Raw genomic sequence first — 17,385 nt, forward strand, 5'->3', positions numbered from 1 at the left:
GCGCCGCCATCGGGCGCGTCCGACATACGCGCCGCTCGCTGCCGTGAACGCCGGCCGCGCTTCGAGTACGATGAAACCAACTCCGATACGGCAACCCAGCTACCCAACGCCTCATTCCAGATACTGCGATAGGCTCGGTTCACAAGTATCCCCTATGCAAGTTGATAGGACATCGCACTATTTTTGGGTTGATTTTCAGATGGTTTTATCCTATTACGGCATCTGAATTATCGACATGCCGGAAAGAATAGCGCATCGCCGTCGGCATGAATACGCGTTTCTCCTGCCCGCACACAGCGTGAGTCGCGGCATTGACCGGCAGGCGGAATCCGCCTCTTCGGCACTTACGAATCGGCGTATGCGCCGGCATTCGGAAAAGCGCTCCGCCAAGCCTGACAAGCGATCGACGCTGTTAATACGGCATTTACTCCACGTAACCGCCTCCCGCTTCACCGCGCATTACGCATTTGCGTGCTTTGCACCGATAAGACATTTCCGAATCCGGATTGACCCGATCTCAAACGTTGATTAACCAAACATACGCTTGACCTACTTCAATTTCCGAGTGGTGCGGCATCGGATATCGGATTCACGACATCATATCCGCGCAACACCTTTTTTTATTCACTAGATTTAACAATTAATCCTATCTTGTCGATACTTTTTTAGGACCTGTCATATAGGCCGGCAGCGCCGGTACGCGGACAATTGCCCGATTCGTCGGCAGCACGTCAGGACCTCATCTCCTCGCATTGCACCTCAACGCAAACGTCCGATTCAATCTCAGCGACCAACGAGCGTGGACCTCAACATCTTGCGGGCGCTTCCGCGCCCCCTTCCGTCATTGCACAGCGGCGACCTCGCCGGCACCGCCCCGTCGTTGCGGCAGCGCAATCGCGTGCTGCAGGGTCTCGCGAACCGCGAATTCACGCTCGCGTACCAGCCTATCGTCGACGCGCGCGGCGCCTCGGCGGTCGGGGCCGAAGCGCTGCTGCGCTGGCACCATCCGGAGCGCGGCTGGCTGCGGCCCGGCGCGTTCATTCAGACCCTCGAGCAGGACCCCGCCATCGCGTGGGAAGCCACCGCGTTCGTCGTCAAGCAAATCGCCGCCGACCTGAGCGCGCTGCCGGCAACCCGCCGCAACGGCTTCGTGTCGTTCAATGTCTATCCGTCGCAACTGCTCGGCGGCAAGCTCCGTCAATTGCTCGAAAGCCACTATCTCGCGCGCGGCCATGCGCCCGAGGCGTTGCTGATCGAGTTGCTCGAAACCGAACCGCAGCCGCTGTGCGACGGCCTCGTCGAAGAAATCCGCCGGCTGCGCGCGCTGGGCTTCAGGATCGCGATCGACGATTTCGGTTGCGGCTCCTGGAGCCTGCTGGACCTCGCCCGCATCGAGGTCGACGCGGTCAAGCTCGCGCGCGAACTGCTGCTGCACGTGCCCGCCGTGGGCTCAGCGACCGAGATCATGCTCGGAGCGTTGCGCATTCTCGACGGCCTGGGCACGCAGGCGATCATCGAAGGCGTCGAGACGCCCGAGCAGGCCGCGTGGGTCGCCGCGATCCCGCGGGCCTGGGCGCAGGGCTATGCGTTCTCGCGGCCACAACCGGGGCTGCCGAAGCTGTAGCGGGACCACTCCTTGCAGGGCAACACTACCGGCCGATTCATGTCGGCGGCTGGCTTGCGCGCGAAACAATGGATCGGAGTTCTGAACGTAATCCGCCCGCCATGTCGCGCTGCTAGAATCAGCCGGCGTCGGCGGCCGCTCATGCGCCGCTCAGCGGTCATCTGCCCGCCTTCTCTTCGCCCCCGCTCCCGGAGATCAGCATGGAAATCCAGCCCTATCTTTTCTTCAATGGCCGTTGTGAGGAAGCCATTGCGTTCTATCGTTCGGCACTCGACGCGCAGGAGCTGATGAAGTTGCGCATGAAAGACGCGCCGCCGAATCCGGCGAGGCCTGTGCCGCCCGAACACGCGGACAAGATCATGCATGCGACGCTCGTCGTCGGCAGCACGCACGTGCTGATGTCGGATGGCGATTGCGGCGAGGGCGGCAACACGGTGCATGCGGGCTTCAGCCTGTCGGTCACCGTCGACGATCGCGCGGCCGGCGAGAAATATTTCAATGCGCTGGCGGACGGCGGGCAAGTCATGATGCCGTTCCAGCAGACGTTCTGGACCAGCGGCTTCGGCATGTTGACCGACCGCTTCGGCGTGCCGTGGATGGTCAACGTGCGGGATCAGCAAGCCGCGCCGAAGTAGTCTTCGCGATTTCGGCCGCCAGGGATCGAACCGTCAGTCCTACTGCGTCGACGACGCGCCGCTCGCCGGCGTGCCGTGCACCGCCGCCGCGCCGCTGACCGCCGGCGTCGCGCTGGCCGCCGCACCCGCCCCGCTGTTCGCGCGATTGGCCGCATCGCTGTCGCCCGGCGTGCCCCTCGCGCTCGCCGAATTGCTCATGACGCCGCTGCTGCCCTGACTCAGCGGCTGCCGGCCGATATACGCGGACCCGCGTGCCTGCCGCGCGCTGACACCTCGTGATACGCCCCAGCCTCCGCCGCCCTGTCCGGCTTGCTCCGCCGTCCATGTCACGGGCCGCCCACTATGGCAATAAGCGCACGGACACGCTAGAGTTGCCGACAAACACGGCAGGCGACCCGCCCGCGCCCGTGCAGGCAAGGTTTTGCGTAGTGAGTCACAACTCGTAAGTCAAACGAATTGAATAACGCCGCACTGCCAAGGGGCAAATAATGACGCCACCCGAAACACTCGCCGATCGCAGCGCGCACGGCCGCACCGCCCGTAAGAACACCCCCCGCAGCGCCCATGTCGCAATCGGCAACGTCGATCGCGATCCGGTACGGCTGCTGCGCGAAAGCAGCCGCGGCCGCGTGTCGACGCTGGTGCCGCTGCGCTACGGCCGCATGCTCGCGTCGCCGTTCACGTTCTTTCGCGGCAGCGCGATCATTCAGGCGCACGATCTCGCGGGCACCGCGAACAGCGGCTTTCACTTCCAGATCTGCGGCGACTGCCATCTGATGAATTTCGGCGGTTTCGCGACGCCCGAGCGCTCGCTCGTGTTCGACATCAACGACTTCGACGAGACCGCGGTCGGCCCGTGGGAATGGGACCTGAAACGCCTGACCGCGAGTCTCTACATCGCCGTCCGGCATCTCGGCCACGGCGACCGGCTCGCCGACGAGGTCGTCGCGGAGGCGGTGATGAGCTATCAGCACTGGACCGCCGAGTACTCGGAGATGAGCCCGCTCGAACTGTGGTGCGAACTGATCACGTTCGCGCGCCTGGAAGAACTGTCGCCGACCGCGGATGCGCGCAGCCGGATCCGCGACGGCATCTCGCGCGCGTCGCGCCGCACCCACGAAACGATCCTGCCGAAGCTCGCGAGCCGCCGCGAAGGGATCTGGCAGATTCGCGACGTGCCGCCGACCGTGTTCCACGTGCACGGCAAAAACACGCTGTTTACGCACGACGACGACTGGCTCGGCCTCGGCGACTGGCGCACGCTGATGCAGCCGCTCTACGAGAGCTATCTGCGATCGCTCGGCACAGTGCGCCGTACGCTGCTCGATCACTTCACGATGCACGACATGGCGTTCAAGGTGGTCGGGGTCGGCAGCGTCGGCACGCGTTGCCTGATTTTGCTGATGGTCGATCAGCACGAGAAACCGTTGTTCATCCAGTTCAAGGAGGCGTCGACTTCGGTCGTGTCGCGCTTCTTCAAGTCGCGTGGGCCGAAGCATCAGGGGCAGCGCGTGGTCGACGGACAGCAGTTGATGCAGGGCGCGAGCGATCCGTTCCTCGGCTGGACCACCGGCCCGTTCGGACGCGCGATCTACGGCCGCCAGCTGCGCGACATGAAAATCTCGGCGACCCTCGAGCTGTTCGCGAAGGAGACCTTCAAGCAATACGCGGCCGTGTGCGGCTGGGTGCTCGCGCGTGCCCACGCGAAAGCGGGCGGCGTCGCGACCGAGATCGACGGCTATCTCGGCAATGGCGATCAGATGACCGAAGCGCTGGTGCTGTACTCGCGCGCATACGCCGACCAGGTCGAGCAGGATTACGAACGATTCCGCGACGCCTGCCGCAGCGGCCGGCTCGAAGCGCGCACCGACGCGGACATGGCGGCCGACTTCGTCGCGTGAGGGCGGCGGTTCGAGGTTCTCGTCGCGCGCGGGTTGCGGGTTCGGGTTGCGGGTTGGTTACGCGCTGATAACCCGCTGGTTACACGTTAGTCGCGCGCAATGTTGACGCTGTCCGCGTCGTCGGCGCGCGGCTCGTCTTCGCCGACGACCCCGAACTCGGCCGCCGTCTTCACGTAAAACAGCTGCAGCCGCTCGGCTCGCAGCCTCTCGAACAGGCGGCGGGCTTCGTCGTTGGTCACCACCATCACGACACACAGCGGCTGATCCGCGAGTTCGAAGAAGTGCGCGGAATGAATCCGGTGATGATGGCCGATGCCCTCGCACGCCGGAATCACGGTCGCGCCGCTCAGGTCCAGTTCCCTCGCCAGACGCACGAGCCAGTCCGCGAGCGGCTTGCCGTGATGGCTGCGCGCCTGTTGGGTAAAGAAGGTGATCTGATAGCCGTGCATGTCGATGCCTCCTCGATGCGGGCCGCGCCGGCAGACGCCGTGCGGCTTCGGCTGCGGCTTCGAACGGGTATCAGTTAAGTGTAGATGTCGGCCTGCGCGAGTGCCAGGCCGAGGCCGGTTGCGGCCGAACCGCCGTTACTGACCGTACACGTCGAAGTCGAAATACTTCTTCGCGATGCGGTCGTAGGTGCCGTCCGTGCGCATATCGGCGATGGCCTTGTCGATTTTGGCTTGCAGTTCGGTATCTTCCTTGCGCAAACCGATCGCGGTACCGCTGCCGAGCGTTTTCGCGTCGTACAGCGGCTTGCCGGCAAACGAAAAATCCTTGCCGCGCGCGGTGCGCAGGAAGCCGATCTCGGCCTGCACCGCGTTCTGCAACGACGCATCGATACGGCCGGCCAGCAGATCCGAATAGACCAGATCCTGGTCCTGATACGGCACGATCACCGCGCCGGCCGGCTCCCAATAGCTCTTCGCATAGGTTTCCTGAATCGAGCCCTGCTCGACGCCGATCCGCTTGCCCTTCAGCGCCGCTGGCGTCGGCTCGATCGCCGAACCCTGCTTCGCGACCAGCCGGGTCGGAATCCGGAATACCTTCGACGAGAACGCGATCTGCGCCTGACGCGCGGGCGTCATCGACATCGTCGACAGCACGCCGTCGAATTTGCGGCCCTTCAGTGCGGGGATCATGCCGTCGAACGAATTTTCGACCCACACGCATTTCGCGTTCAGGCGCCGGCAAATCTCGTTGCCGAGATCGATATCGAAGCCGACCAGCTTGCCGTCGGCGGCTTTCGATTCGAACGGCGGATAGCTCGCGTCGACGCCGAACTTCACGGTCGACCATTCCTTGGCGATTGCGCTGCCGGACGCGGCGGCGAGCAGCGCAATCGTCAGGGTTGCAAGCATGGCTTTCATTGTTACTCCTTTACTCTTCTGATGAATGATCCGGATCGCGCGCCCCGCGCGCGAAACCCGACATTCGACCGTGATCCGCGCGTCCGCACAAATTCATTAAAAAAATCAATTCATGCGTCGCGCACATAGGAGCGGAGCGCGCGTTCGTCGCCGGTGTCATTCAGGTCGCGGCGAGCCGTCGGCGCCCACTTATCGAAAGTGGAAAGTGGCATTCCGGCGTGCCGGGAAATTGTCAAAATAAATTCCGGCAAGCGGGACGCTTTTCTCACTTCATTTAATCTGGATTTACAGTGCGATTACCATTAAAACGTAAAATCCATTCAATGCGCCGCATTAGCAAGCGAGCTGCCGTTCGAACACGACATAGCCGCGCCCGGGATCACGCAAACGGTCACTCACCGCCCCGGACGGAGCGTCATCTCAAACCACTCGCAGTGTTTTAATTCACACGATTTTCTCTTTATTCAGGCAGCGTGTTTACATCTTCCGCGTAACCCGTAATAAACCGCCTCCCGCCGGTTGATTTGCCATAAATTGTCACTTAGAATTTTCCGCAAGGCCTCTTTCCGGAAAAAGATGACATGGCTTCAAACCACGGAAAACCAGTGTCATCGTTGCTCCCCCGGGGACTCTTCGGCCTCTGGTTCGTGCTGTTCGTGATCTGGCTGATCGCCAATGCGTCGCTCGCGATCGAACCCGCGCTGGTCGGCCTCGTCATCACCTTCGTCATTGCCCACGCATTCGCATCCTCCAGCGAAGCCTGGCAGCGCCTGCGCCTGACGCCACGCGCGCTTTATCATTTCGTCGCCTATAGCGGCACCTTCGTCGTCGAACTCGTGCGCGCCAATCTGAACATGATGGCGTACGTGTACTCGCCGCACATCAATATCAGACCCGGCATCGTCAAGGTGCGTACCCGTCTGCAAACGCCGCTCGGCCGTCTCGCGCTCACCAATTCGATCGCGCTCACGCCCGGTTCGCTGGTGATGGACATTCGCGACGACGTGCTGTTCATCCACTGGCTCGACGTCAAAACCACCGATATCGACGCCGCCACCGGAGCGCTCGTCGCCCCGTTCGAAAAGCATCTGGAGAAAGTCTTTGGCTGAGATCATGCTCCGGATCGCCGCCGCGCTGATCTTCCTCGCGATCCTGTTCGGCGTGATCCGGCTCGTGCTCGGCAAGACCCTCGTCGACCGCATCGTCGCGATCGACATGCTGACGGTCATCTCGCTGTCGCTGATCGCGCTGTACGCGCAGATCTCCGGCCGTTTCGTCTATATCGACGTCGCGCTGGTGTACGGACTGCTTAGCTTTCTCGCGGTGCTGGCCGTCGCGCGCTTTCTCGAAAGGGGGCTCTGAGCGATGCTCGAACTGCTCCTGTTGCTGATGTGCGCGAGCATCCTCGTGAGCGGCATTCTCGCGATATTCCTGAAAAATCTGCTGGCCGCGATGGTCAGCTCGGGACTCGCGAGCCTGTTCGCCGCAGTCGCGTTCCTGCTGCTGGCCGCGCCCGACGTCGCGATGGCGGAGGCCGCGATCGGCTCGGGACTCGCGACCTTCATCTTTCTGTACGCAATCCGCAAAACCGGTTACCAGAAGGGCTAGCGCATGCTCGAACTGATCGGCAGCAGCTTCATCCTGGTGGGCGCGGTCTTTCTGTTCTCCGCCGGCCTCGGGCTGCTGCGCATGCCGGACGCGTACACGCGTATCCAGGCCGGCACCAAGGCGTCAACGCTCGGCAACATGCTGGTGCTGATCGGTCTCGCGTTCTATCACCCGAGCTGGACCTTCCGGCTGATCCTGCTGATCTATTTCGTGCTGGTGACCAATCCGGTGTCGTCGCATGCGTTGTCGCGCGCGGCGTGGCTGATCCGTACGCCGATGAGCGCATCCACCGTAGTCGACGCGCTCGCCGACGAACAGGAGCGCGACGCTCAGGAGACCCAATCATGATGCGTCGCGCGGCCGCTCTATTGACGGTGCTGCTGTTCGCGGTGGTGTTCTGGCGAATGGTCGGCGGCTATACCGAGTTGCAGGCGCTGCGGCCGCTCGCCGAGTACTACGTGCTCAGAGGGCCGCTCGATCTCGGCGCGCCGAACATCGTGACCGCGATCCTGATCACCTATCGCGGCTTCGACACGCTCGGCGAAGTGGCGGTGCTGTTCATGGTCGCGGCGAGCGTCGGCGTGCTGCTGAAAGAGGAAAGCAGCGCGAGCGCCGCGGCGCCGGCCGACGACTCGACGCCCGCGACCGCGCCCACGCGCCGCCCGGCCGGCGAAATCGTCCACACCGGCAAGCAGGTGCTGCTGCCGATGATCTTCACGTTCGGCGCCTACGTGATCGTCAACGGCCATCTGTCGGCGGGCGGCGGCTTCCAGGGCGGCGCGATCGTCGCATCGGCGGTGATGCTGATGCTGCTCGCGCGGCCCCGCTCGACGCTGAACGTCGCGCTGCTGAGCGTGGTCGAGTCGCTCGCCGGCGTGATCTATGTGTGTATCGGCATTCTCGGGCTGGTGCTGGCGGGCGGCTTTCTCGACGCGCGCTTTTTGCCGCGCGGCGAGTTCGGCGCGTTCTTCAGCGCCGGCGCGATTCCGCTGATTTCCGCGCTGCTCGGGATCAAGGTCGGCGCGGAATTGAGCGTCATCATCGACCGGTTCAGAAGCTGACAACAGGAGAACCGCACATGAGCACCGGCTTACCGGTTTCGACGATCCTGCTGATCACCGGCTTCTGTCTGTCGCTGATCGGCCTGTGGGGGATGCTGACCCACCGCAATATTCTGCGCATCATCATCGGCTTCGCGGTGATCGACACCGGGCTGCACATCGTGATGGTCGCGACCGGCTACATCACCGGCGGCACCGCGCCGATCATCGACGCCGCGCTCGGCAAAAACGCCGCCCTTCATCGCGCGATCGACCCGATTCCGTCCGCGCTGGTGGTAACCGCGATCGTGATCGGGCTGTCGGTCACCGCGATCATGCTGTCGTTCGCGATCCGTCTTTACGCCGCCAAAAAGACCCTTTCCATCGACGCCTTCACCGAGTCGAAATGGTAGCCACGCTCTTTCATCCGCTGCATATCTTCATCCTCGGGCTCGGCGGCGGCTTCGTCATTCCGCTGCTGTACCGGCTCGGCAAGCCGTGGCTCACGCTCGGCTTTTTCGTCGCGCTGGGCGGCATCGTGCTGGTCAGCGGCGTGTCGTTCTATGGGCTGATCGCCGGCGGCGACACGATCGAGGTGCTGACCGCCGGCGCGCTGCCGCCGGTGTCGATCAATCTGCGCTTCGGTCCGTGGGAAGCGTTCTTCACGTTCACCGTCAACATGGTCGCGCTGCTCGGCGCACTGCATCTGTGGGACCGGCTGCGCGGCAATTACGCGGCGCTGCTGCTGTATCTGATCCTCGTGATGGGCATCGACGGGATGGTGATGACCCGCGACCTGTTCAACCTGTTCGTGTTTCTCGAGATCGTCTCGATCGCGACGTACGGGCTGTTCGGGCTCGAGCGCAAGCCGGCCGCGCTCGCCGCCGCGTTCAAGTACATCATCGCGACCGTGATCGCGTCGACGCTCTTCCTGCTCGGCGCGGTGCTGCTCTATTACGTGAGCGGCACGCTGAACATCGACCAGCTGCTGTCGATGCGCGACCAGCTCGGCGGCCCGATCGGCACCACCGCGGTGCTGCTGGTGTTCGCGAGTCTCGTGATCGAACTGAAGCCGTTTCCGGCCAACGGCTGGGGGCTCGATGTCTACGAGACGATGCCGAGCGGCGTCGCCGCGATGGTGTCGGTCGGCGTGTCGGCGGGGGTGTTTTTCGCGCTGCTGAAGCTGCTGCCGCTGTTCGACGGCCAGTTGACGCTGCTGGCCATGTCGGGCGGCGCGACCTTCCTGTTCTCGAATCTGCTCGCGCTGAAGCAATCGAAGCCACAGCGCGTGCTCGGCTATTCGTCGATCGGACAGATGGCGCTGCTGATGCTGTCGCTCGCACTGCTGCGCCAGATCGGCGCGGAGGCGGCGATTCCGCTGGTGGTCGGTGGCCTGTTCATCAACCATCTGTTCGCGAAGGCCGGGCTGTTCTGGCTGGCCGGCGTGGTGCAGCGCTACCACCGCGATCCGCGCGCGGTGCTGGCGCGCAACCCGCTGATGATCGGCCTGCTCGGACTGTTCATGGTCGCGATCGCGGGGCTGCCGCCGTTCCCCGGCTTCTGGGCCAAGTGGGAACTGGTGATGCGCCTGACCGCCGCCGGCAAACCGTACTGGATCGTGCTGATCCTGACCGGCTCGCTGCTCGAAGCGGGCTACATGTTCCGCTGGTTCGTGCGCGCGCTGCGGCCCTCCAGCCGCGAAGCGCACGCGCGCCCCGACATCTTCGCGCTGCTGCCGCTGCTCGGCGTCGCGCTGTTGCTGATCGGGGCCGGGTATCTGGCAGCGCTGATCTCGGGCGTCGCGTCGCTGTGGATCTTCTCGCCGCTTCTCGCCGGCGCGCTGTTCTATGGGGCCGACCGGCTGCCGGGACGGGTCAAAGGCGTGCTCGCACTGCTCGCGATCGCGCTGATCGGCGCGCTGCTCGCGGCCGGCACGAGCAGCATCGCCGGACTGTTCGCGTGGCTGCTGCTGGCCGGCAGCCTCGTGATCACCGCGGCGAGCCTGTATCGCGACGATTCGCGCGAAGGTTTCTATCCGATGCTGGTCGTGCTGGCACTGTCGATTCCCGCGCTGCTGCGCTCGTCGACGACGCTCGAATTTTTCTATAGCTGGGAGATCGTCACGCTGTCGTCGTGCTTCCTGATCGCCAAATGCCGGCGCGCGGGGCCCCACGTGCTGACCTTCCTGCTGTTCTCGCTGCTGTCGGCGTTCTTCCTGCTGGCGGGCTTCGCGAGCATCGCGGCGATCGACGGCAGCATCCAGATCGCCTCGCTGATCCACGCGGGACCGGAGGCGAACCGCGCGTTCGTGCTGCTGGCGGCCGGCTTCCTGATCAAGGCCGGCGCGATCGGCGTACACGTGTGGCTGCCGGGCGCGTATTCGGAGGCGGAAGACGATGTGACCGCGATGCTGTCGTCGGTGGTCAGCAAGGTCGCGATGTTCGGGCTGCTGATCAGCACCTATCTGACGATCCGCTCCGAGGTCGGCCTCGAACTCGCGCACGCGATGACATGGATAGGGATGCTGACGACCCTCGCCGGCGCGCTGATGGCATTGCGGCAGAACGACTTCAAACGGATGCTGGCGCTCTCCAGCATGAGCCAGATCGGTTACATCGTGACCGCGATCGGCCTGATGAGCCATCTCGGCTGGGTCACCGCGCTGTATCTGGTCGCCAATCACATGCTGGTGAAGGGCATTCTGTTTCTCGCGCTGGCCGGCGTGATTCTGCGCACCGGCACGCGCAACTTCGCCGATGTCGGCGGCCTCGCGCGCGAGATGCCGTTCACGTTCGCGATGGTCGTGATCGCGCTGGTGTCGATGTCCGGGCTGCCGCCGTTGATGGGCTTCGGCGGCAAGTGGCTGCTGCTCAGCGCGATGACCGACAAGGGCTGGTATGGCCTCGCGATCTGCGGGCTGATCGCGACCTGCGCGGGTTTTCTGTACATGACGCGCTTCGTCAACGGCATCTTTTTGCAGCCGCGGCCGGCGCAGCGGCTGCCGGTGCGCGAAGCGCCGCTTGCGCTGCTGGTGCCGCAGTTCCTGCTGGTGCTCGGCATCCTGATCCTGTCGTTCTTCCCGAAGCTGCTGATCGAGCCGGTCTCGGCCGCGATCGATCCGCAGTTCGCCGCGACGCTGGTGTGGGGCGGGATGTCGCTCGAAAGCATCTATGGGTTCTGGAATCCGACGCCGGTCGTGATCGTCGTGCTGATCGTCGCGGCGCTCGTGTTCGGGCTCGGCGTGTGGTACTACCGCAGCCGGCGCGGCAACGCGGCCGATGCGCCCGATTTCTATCACTTCTATCGGCCGATGCTAAGCCGTACGGTCCCGCCGTTCGCGCAGATGTTCTGGCGCGGTGCGTCGCATTTCGCGCTGGTTGCCGCCGCGCGGATCCGGCGCGTTTATAGCGGCAATGGGCAGACTTACGCGCTGTATGTGCTGCTCTATTTTCTGGCGATTTATTTTTTGAGCACGGGGTTCGGCGCGGTTTCGGCGGGGTCGTAGTCCCGCGCGGGCCGCTGCACCGCCCGCACCAGGCCGCTGCCGCCGCCTCCGCAGAAGAACAGCTCCGCGCCGTCCGATTCGAGTCCCGAGACGCCGGTCCCCGCCGGCATCGCGACGCTTTCCAGCACTTCGCCGCTGCGCGGATCGATGTGCCGCAGCTCGCTCTCGTCGCCTTCCCACGTGCCGTGCCACAGCTCGCCGTCGACCCACGTGATACCGGTCACGAAGCGATCCGATTCGATCGTGCGCAGCACCGCGCCGGTTTCGGGATCGAGTTGATAGATTTTCCGTTCGGGATACTGACCAACCCACAGCGAGCCTTCCGCCCACGTGAGCCCCGAGTCGCCGCCGTTGCCGGGCGCGGGAATCGTCGCGAGCACCTGGCCGGTGAGCGGATCGAGTTTCTGGATGCGGCCGTGCGCGATCTGGTACAGATGCTGGCCGTCGAACGCGGTGCCCGCGTCGGCCTCGACCGGCAGAGAGCGCAGCGTGGCGCCGCTGGCCGGATCGATCGCGTCGAGCCGTTCGCCGGTCGCGATCCACACCTGGCGGCCGTCGTAGGTAACGCCATGCACTTTGTCGACGCCCGCAAAGGGCCCATATTCGCGGACGATTCTGGCAGCTGATCGGTTCATGGCGGTCATCCTAATCACGAAGGAAACGGAGCGGGGAGTAACAAAGCCGTCGCGAATCCGGCGGCGGGCGGCGTCATCCAGCGACGCGCGCGGCCGTCGCCGACCGGCTGCACCTTGCCGGCGGCGGCCAGCGAATCGAGCGCGCGCTGCACGGTGCGCTGACTCGCGCCGAGCACCAGCGCGAGCGCCGAACTGGACCACGCCTGACCATCGGACAGAAACGCGAGCACGGCCGCGTGTTCGCCGTCGACCGGCGGTGCAAGGACCACGACCTCGCTCGCGTGACGCGGCTCCAATGCGAAGCCGCGCGACGTCGCATTGATGCCGGCGAGCGTGCCGAGCGCCGCGCGCAGCCGGCCGATCTCGACACGCAAACGCGCGCGATGCGTTTCGTCGGCGCGCTTCGTGCGAAACGCACTTGCGATCAGTGTGTCGCGTGGAACGTCGGCCGGCCATGCTTCGCCGAGCAGGCGGGCCAGCGCAAATAGCACCGGGCGGCTGGCTAGCGCGACGGTTGCGTTCGCATCGCTGATTGCGTAGCGGCAGGCGTCGATGATAAGCGGGCGATGGGTGGATGGGGCGCGATGCGTGGGTTCAGCGAACAGCTTCTCGACCTCATCGAGCAGCACGAGCCGTTCTTCGCCACCCGCGATCACGCGCGCCGCCGGCTTTTGCAGCGCCAGCGCCGCGTTTTCGACTTCCGCGCCCAACGCCGGAATGGCCGCCGCCCGCGCCGCCCGTTCGGCGCGCGCGAGCGCCGCGCGCGCGGCCTGGCTGCGCAGCCGCCGCAGCGCAACTCCGGCGACCACCAGCTCGTGCGCGGCGCGCAACGCGGGCGGCAACAGCCGCGCGTCGAGGCCAGCTAGCCGCCGTTCCGCTTCATCGAGACGACCGGTCAGCAGCAGACGACGCGCCGTCAGATAGCGCGCATGCGCGGCATTCACGCGATCGCCGTGCGCGTCGAGCGTGGCGATGGCGCTATCGAGCGCCTTGGCGGGCCAGCCGAGATCGCGCGACGCGAAAGCAATCTCCGCTTCGGCGACCACGCACCTGGCGCGCGCGACCGCCTCCTTCGCGCCGAAGCCGCGCGCGGCATCGCGCAGCAACGCCTTCGCGCGCCCGAACTCGCCGAGCTGCGCCATCGCGATACCGCGCAGCGCGCGCGCCGGCGGATCGTCGCGCAACGCGACGCGGTCGAGCGCGCCGAGCGGATCGCCGGCCGCGAGCGCGCGCGCCGCCGCACCGATCAACGCGTCCATGGTTTGCGCGCACACGCGCCGCGCGTCACTGCATCAAGCGAATCCCGCCACACTTGTCACTCCCGCCGGGTCGATGGCCGGTACTAATCTAGCACGACCATCAACCGTCACCGAGGCCGTCGCGGCAAGGGCCCGCGCGGCACGGCACGACTCACGGAGGGACGCGAAATGACCACCCACACGACTGCAACACGCGAACAGTGGCTGAGCGCGCGGCGCGCACTGCTCGAAGCCGAAAAAGCCCACACGCGACGCGGCGACGAGCTCGCGCAACAACGCCAGGCGCTGCCGTGGGTGCGGGTCGACAAGAGCTATCGCTTCGACACGGAGCGAGGCAGCGCGTCGCTCGCCGATCTGTTTCAGGGACGCTCGCAACTGCTCGTCTATCACTTCATGTTCGGCCCGGACTACAAGGCCGGCTGCCCGTCGTGCTCGTCGATCGCGGATGGCTTCGACGGCTTCGCAGTGCATCTCGCGCATCACGATGTGATGCTGATGGCGGTGTCGCGCGCGCCGCTTGCGAAGCTTCAGGAGTACCAACGGCGGATGGGCTGGACGTTCCCGTGGGCATCGTCGGCGGACGGCGATTTCAACTTCGACTTCAACGTTTCGTTCACCGAAGCGCAGCAGCGCAACCACGAGATCGACTACAACTACGCGCGCAACGGCCACGCAATGGACGCGACGCCTACCCCGGAGCCGGTCGCGCAGTTCGCGGCGACCTGCGGCACCGACGCGGCCACCTATTCGCTCGATCGGCCGGGCATGAGCGCGTTCGTGCTGGAGGATGACGTCGTTTATCACACGTACTCGACCTACGCGCGCGGGGTCGATGGGCTGTGGGGGATGTATCAGTGGCTCGATCGCGCGCCGAAGGGGCGCAACGAGACGGGGATCTGGTGGCGCCGTCACGACGAGTACGCGCGGTGATGGACCGGACGCTCCCGCGCCGCGCGGCTCGTGCGGACCTCGCTTTCGTCGCGATCTGCGCGCTGCTGTTCGCCGCGAGCGTCGCGGCGACGCTCGCGCAGCACGCGTCCATGGCGACGATGGGCGAACTGCCGCTGCCCGGCGGTGGCTCGCTATCGATGCTGTGGATGCCGACCTGCGGCCGAACCTGGGCGCGCGCGGCGGCATCGTTCGTCGGCATGTGGATCGTGATGATGGCGGCGATGATGCTGCCGTCGCTCGCCGCGATGCTGCTGCGTTATCGTGCGGCGGTCGGCGCGCGGGTGCAAGCGGGACGACTGGCCGGATTCACGCTGCTGGTCGCCGGCGGGTACGCACTGGTCTGGAGCGCACTCGGGCTCGCCATGTTCATGGTCGGTGACGCGTTCGCCATGCTCGAACTACGTTGGCCACCGCTCGCGCATGGGATGCCGTCGATCACCGGCGTCGTCGTGCTGCTGGCGGGCGCCGTGCAGTTCAGCGGGTGGAAGGCACGCCATCTGGCCTGCTGTCGCGCGACGCCAAGCGTCGCCGTCGCAGTTGGTCCGGCCGGCGCCTTCCGGTGCGGGTTGCGAACCGGCGTCCATTGCTGCTGCTCATGCGCCGGCCTGACGGCATTGCTGGTGGTGGTCGGCGTCGCGGATCTGCGTCTGATGGCGGGGCTGACAGCCGCGATCACCGCCGAGCGGCTGCTTCCCGACGGGATGCGAGCCGCGCGGACGATCGGCGTGCTGGTCGGCGGCGGCGGCTTGCTGTTGCTCGCGCGGGCTGCATCGGTCGGCTGAAACGACCGCGGGACGCGCCTCGCCAATGCCGATCGCTGCAGAATCCGGCGCGATGCGACCGGACTATCTCGAAATTGTTCTAATTTTGGAAACAGTGAGTTCAGAAATTAGGTATTTACCCTAGTTCCGGCGCCCCCTAGACTGTCATCACTGCTGCAAACAAGTGAGTTTCGCAGCCAAACAAGATAAATCTGGAGGTAATAGTCATGAAATCGCTCGTTCAAGCCGTCGTTATCGCTGCTACCCTGGTCGCTCCGGTTGCTGTTTTCGCTCAATCGAACCAGCCGAAGACCCGCGCGGAAGTTCGCGAAGAACTGATCCAGATCGAAAAGGCCGGCTACAACCCGGCACGTTCGAACCCGAATGAATACCCGGCGAACATCCAGGCTGCGGAAGCTCGCGTCGCTGCGCAAAACAGCGCGGTTGGCGGCGTAACGAGCGGTTCGTCGCAGCAAGGCAAGGCAGCTCAGTAAGCTGAACCCCTGGCTGGAAAGTTGTTGTAGCTGTACCTGCCGGAGCGCTACGCCATAGTGCTCCCGCAGCTTCCCCTACTGGCCTGCCATCGCGGTTGAATGCGATGGCGGGCCAGTTCCGTTTCCGCGCCGACAACCGTCAGACATTCACATCAAACCGCACCCGGATTGATATAAGCCGTCTTCACCGTCGTATAAAACTCGCGCGCATAACTCCCCTGCTCGCGCGGACCATAGCTCGACCCTTTGCGACCGCCAAACGGCACGTGGTAATCGACACCCGCGGTCGCGGTGTTGACCATCACCATCCCCGCCTGCACATGACGGCGGAAATGGCTCGCATACTTCAGCGAAGTCGTGCAAATGCCGGCCGACAGCCCGAACTCGGTATCGTTCGCAACCGCCAGCGCTTCCTGGTAGTCCTTCACCTTGATCACCGACGCGACCGGCCCGAACACCTCTTCGCGGTTGATCCGCATCGCCGGCGTGGTCTGCGTGACCAGCGCGGGCGCGAGGAAGTAGCCGCGCGTCGCGCCATCAACCCGCTCGCCGCCGAACACCGTGCCGCCCTCTTCGCGCGCGACCGCCAGATAACGCTCGTCCTGCGCCAGCTGCTTGTCGTCGACGACCGGCCCGATGTGCGTGCCGTCCGCGAGCGCATCGCCGACCGTCAGCTTCTGCATGCGCGCCTTCATCGCATCGATGAAGCGGTCATGAATCCCTTCGGTCACGATCAGCCGGCTCGACGCGGTGCAGCGCTGGCCGGTCGAATAGAACGCGCCGTTGATGCACGCTTCGACCGCGACGTCGAGATCGGCGTCGTCGAGCACCACCATCGGGTTCTTGCCGCCCATCTCCAGCTGGAATTTCTTGCCCGACTCGAAACACTTCGCGCCGATCGCGCGACCGGTCGCCACCGAGCCGGTGAAGCTCAGCGCATCGACATCCGGCGACGACACCAGCGCCTCGCCGACCACCGAACCGCGCCCCATCACCAGATTGATCACGCCAGCCGGCGCGCCCGCTTCCGCGATGATCTTGACCAGCTCCCACGTGCTCGCCGGCACGAGGTCAGCCGGCTTGATCACGACGGTGTTGCCGTACGCGAGCGCCGGCGCGATCTTCCACGCGGGGATCGCGATCGGGAAATTCCATGGCGTGATCAGCGCGACCACGCCGACCGGCTCGCGCGTCATCTCGACAGTCATCCCGGGCCGCACCGACGGCACCGTTTCGCCGCCGAGCCGCAGCGCTTCACCGGCGAAGAACTTGAAAATCTGCGCAGCGCGGCCCACTTCGCCGATCGCCTCGGGCAGCGTCTTGCCTTCTTCCCGCGCGAGCAGCCGGCCGAGTTCGGCCTTGCGCGCGAGGATCGCGCTACCCGCCTGATCGAGCAGATCGAAGCGCTGTTGCGGCGTGGACAGCGACCACGACGCGAACGCCTTGCGCGCGGCGCCGATCGCGCGCTGCGTCTGCTCGGCGTCGGCCTGCGCGAATTCGCCGATCACGTCGTCCAGATTCGACGGACTGACGTTGCGCGACACGCTCGCGCCGTCGACCCACTGGCCGTCGATGTAATTAGCAAACTGACTCATGTACTGATCC

Annotated in this window: 19 protein-coding genes and 1 pseudogene; 13 read left to right on the forward strand and 7 right to left on the reverse strand. The window is 65.1% G+C overall.

Features of this window, described 5'->3' with window-relative positions; genetic code table 11:
• Window positions 1-29 precede the first annotated feature (29 nt).
• A pseudogene (locus tag BTH42_RS36500) lies at window positions 30-143 on the reverse strand (ESPR domain-containing protein); the annotation flags it as partial.
• A 656-nt stretch (window positions 144-799) separates the two neighbouring features.
• On the opposite strand from BTH42_RS36500, the gene BTH42_RS31065 reads away from it, so the two are divergent.
• Window positions 800-1,624 (forward strand): EAL domain-containing protein, encoded by an 825-nt coding sequence (locus tag BTH42_RS31065; protein ID WP_178392270.1) that lies wholly within the window; start codon window positions 800-802, stop codon window positions 1,622-1,624.
• Window positions 1,625-1,824: 200 nt separating this feature from the next.
• Window positions 1,825-2,259, forward strand: a complete 435-nt coding sequence (locus BTH42_RS31070) for a VOC family protein (protein WP_075305013.1) — start codon at window positions 1,825-1,827, stop codon at window positions 2,257-2,259.
• A 39-nt stretch (window positions 2,260-2,298) separates the two neighbouring features.
• Here BTH42_RS31070 and BTH42_RS35705 read toward each other — a convergent pair whose 3' ends face one another.
• Entirely contained in the window at window positions 2,299-2,457 is a 159-nt protein-coding gene (locus tag BTH42_RS35705; protein WP_178392269.1) for a hypothetical protein, read from the reverse strand.
• Window positions 2,458-2,747: 290 nt separating this feature from the next.
• Here BTH42_RS35705 and BTH42_RS31080 point away from each other — a divergent pair, with 290 nt between their 5' ends.
• Window positions 2,748-4,160, forward strand: a complete 1,413-nt coding sequence (locus tag BTH42_RS31080) for a DUF2252 domain-containing protein (RefSeq protein ID WP_075305014.1) — start codon at window positions 2,748-2,750, stop codon at window positions 4,158-4,160.
• A gap of 86 nt (window positions 4,161-4,246) precedes the next feature.
• Here the strand turns inward: BTH42_RS31080 and BTH42_RS31085 are convergent, their stop codons facing one another.
• Both BTH42_RS31085 and BTH42_RS31090 read right to left on the reverse strand, forming a co-directional pair.
• Complete coding sequence (locus BTH42_RS31085) at window positions 4,247-4,609, reverse strand: DUF190 domain-containing protein (RefSeq protein WP_075305015.1); 363 nt, start codon at window positions 4,607-4,609, stop codon at window positions 4,247-4,249.
• Window positions 4,610-4,744: 135 nt separating this feature from the next.
• The gene (locus BTH42_RS31090) at window positions 4,745-5,527 is read right to left on the reverse strand and encodes an ABC transporter substrate-binding protein (RefSeq protein ID WP_075305016.1); all 783 of its coding nucleotides are present in this window, start codon (window positions 5,525-5,527) and stop codon (window positions 4,745-4,747) included.
• 605 nt (window positions 5,528-6,132) lie between these two features.
• Here BTH42_RS31090 and BTH42_RS31095 point away from each other — a divergent pair.
• The 7 genes from BTH42_RS31095 to BTH42_RS31125 are packed head-to-tail and all read left to right on the forward strand — an operon-like array spanning window position 6,133 to window position 11,680.
• On the forward strand, window positions 6,133-6,636 hold the full coding sequence (locus BTH42_RS31095; protein ID WP_256702442.1) for a Na+/H+ antiporter subunit E: 504 nt from the start codon (window positions 6,133-6,135) through the stop codon (window positions 6,634-6,636).
• A complete protein-coding gene (locus BTH42_RS31100; RefSeq protein ID WP_075305018.1) occupies window positions 6,629-6,889 on the forward strand; it encodes a monovalent cation/H+ antiporter complex subunit F in 261 nt (86 codons plus the stop codon). The genes BTH42_RS31095 and BTH42_RS31100 overlap by 8 nt, the downstream gene beginning before the upstream one ends.
• Window positions 6,890-6,892: 3 nt before the next feature.
• Window positions 6,893-7,135 carry a hydrogenase subunit MbhD domain-containing protein gene (locus tag BTH42_RS31105; RefSeq protein ID WP_075305019.1) on the forward strand — a complete coding sequence of 81 codons (243 nt, stop codon included), beginning with the start codon at window positions 6,893-6,895 and terminating at the stop codon, window positions 7,133-7,135.
• Window positions 7,136-7,138: 3 nt separating this feature from the next.
• On the forward strand, window positions 7,139-7,483 hold the full coding sequence (gene mnhG / locus BTH42_RS31110) for a monovalent cation/H(+) antiporter subunit G (protein WP_075305020.1): 345 nt from the start codon (window positions 7,139-7,141) through the stop codon (window positions 7,481-7,483).
• Window positions 7,480-8,196 carry a Na(+)/H(+) antiporter subunit B gene (locus BTH42_RS31115; protein WP_075305021.1) on the forward strand — a complete coding sequence of 239 codons (717 nt, stop codon included), beginning with the start codon at window positions 7,480-7,482 and terminating at the stop codon, window positions 8,194-8,196. The genes mnhG and BTH42_RS31115 overlap by 4 nt, the downstream gene beginning before the upstream one ends.
• A 17-nt stretch (window positions 8,197-8,213) precedes the next feature.
• The gene (locus tag BTH42_RS31120) at window positions 8,214-8,588 is read left to right on the forward strand and encodes a sodium:proton antiporter (RefSeq protein WP_075305022.1); all 375 of its coding nucleotides are present in this window, start codon (window positions 8,214-8,216) and stop codon (window positions 8,586-8,588) included.
• Window positions 8,582-11,680: a complex I subunit 5 family protein gene (locus BTH42_RS31125; protein ID WP_075305023.1), complete on the forward strand. Its 3,099-nt coding sequence runs from the start codon at window positions 8,582-8,584 to the stop codon at window positions 11,678-11,680. Before BTH42_RS31120 ends, BTH42_RS31125 begins: the two co-directional genes overlap by 7 nt.
• Here the strand turns inward: BTH42_RS31125 and BTH42_RS31130 are convergent.
• Window positions 11,635-12,315, reverse strand: a complete 681-nt coding sequence (locus BTH42_RS31130) for a PQQ-binding-like beta-propeller repeat protein (protein ID WP_075305024.1) — start codon at window positions 12,313-12,315, stop codon at window positions 11,635-11,637. The two genes, BTH42_RS31125 and BTH42_RS31130, sit on opposite strands and share 46 nt — an antisense overlap.
• A 14-nt stretch (window positions 12,316-12,329) precedes the next feature.
• Window positions 12,330-13,574: a helix-turn-helix domain-containing protein gene (locus BTH42_RS31135; protein ID WP_075305025.1), complete on the reverse strand. Its 1,245-nt coding sequence runs from the start codon at window positions 13,572-13,574 to the stop codon at window positions 12,330-12,332.
• A 168-nt stretch (window positions 13,575-13,742) separates the two neighbouring features.
• Between BTH42_RS31135 and BTH42_RS31140 the strand changes: the two genes are divergently transcribed.
• From BTH42_RS31140 to BTH42_RS31150, 3 genes are all read left to right on the forward strand, one after another.
• A complete protein-coding gene (locus tag BTH42_RS31140) occupies window positions 13,743-14,504 on the forward strand; it encodes a DUF899 domain-containing protein (protein WP_075305026.1) in 762 nt (253 codons plus the stop codon).
• Window positions 14,504-15,307 carry a DUF2182 domain-containing protein gene (locus BTH42_RS31145; protein WP_075305027.1) on the forward strand — a complete coding sequence of 268 codons (804 nt, stop codon included), beginning with the start codon at window positions 14,504-14,506 and terminating at the stop codon, window positions 15,305-15,307. The genes BTH42_RS31140 and BTH42_RS31145 overlap by 1 nt, the downstream gene beginning before the upstream one ends.
• A 206-nt stretch (window positions 15,308-15,513) precedes the next feature.
• Window positions 15,514-15,780 carry a DUF4148 domain-containing protein gene (locus BTH42_RS31150; protein WP_075305028.1) on the forward strand — a complete coding sequence of 89 codons (267 nt, stop codon included), beginning with the start codon at window positions 15,514-15,516 and terminating at the stop codon, window positions 15,778-15,780.
• Between the two features lie 152 nt (window positions 15,781-15,932).
• Here the strand turns inward: BTH42_RS31150 and BTH42_RS31155 are convergent, their stop codons facing one another.
• The gene (locus BTH42_RS31155) at window positions 15,933-17,375 is read right to left on the reverse strand and encodes an aldehyde dehydrogenase family protein (RefSeq protein ID WP_075305029.1); all 1,443 of its coding nucleotides are present in this window, start codon (window positions 17,373-17,375) and stop codon (window positions 15,933-15,935) included.
• Between the last annotated feature and the right edge of the window lie 10 nt (window positions 17,376-17,385).

It is taken from the genome of Burkholderia sp. SRS-W-2-2016, from assembly GCF_001931485.1.
Lineage (GTDB): Bacteria > Pseudomonadota > Gammaproteobacteria > Burkholderiales > Burkholderiaceae > Paraburkholderia.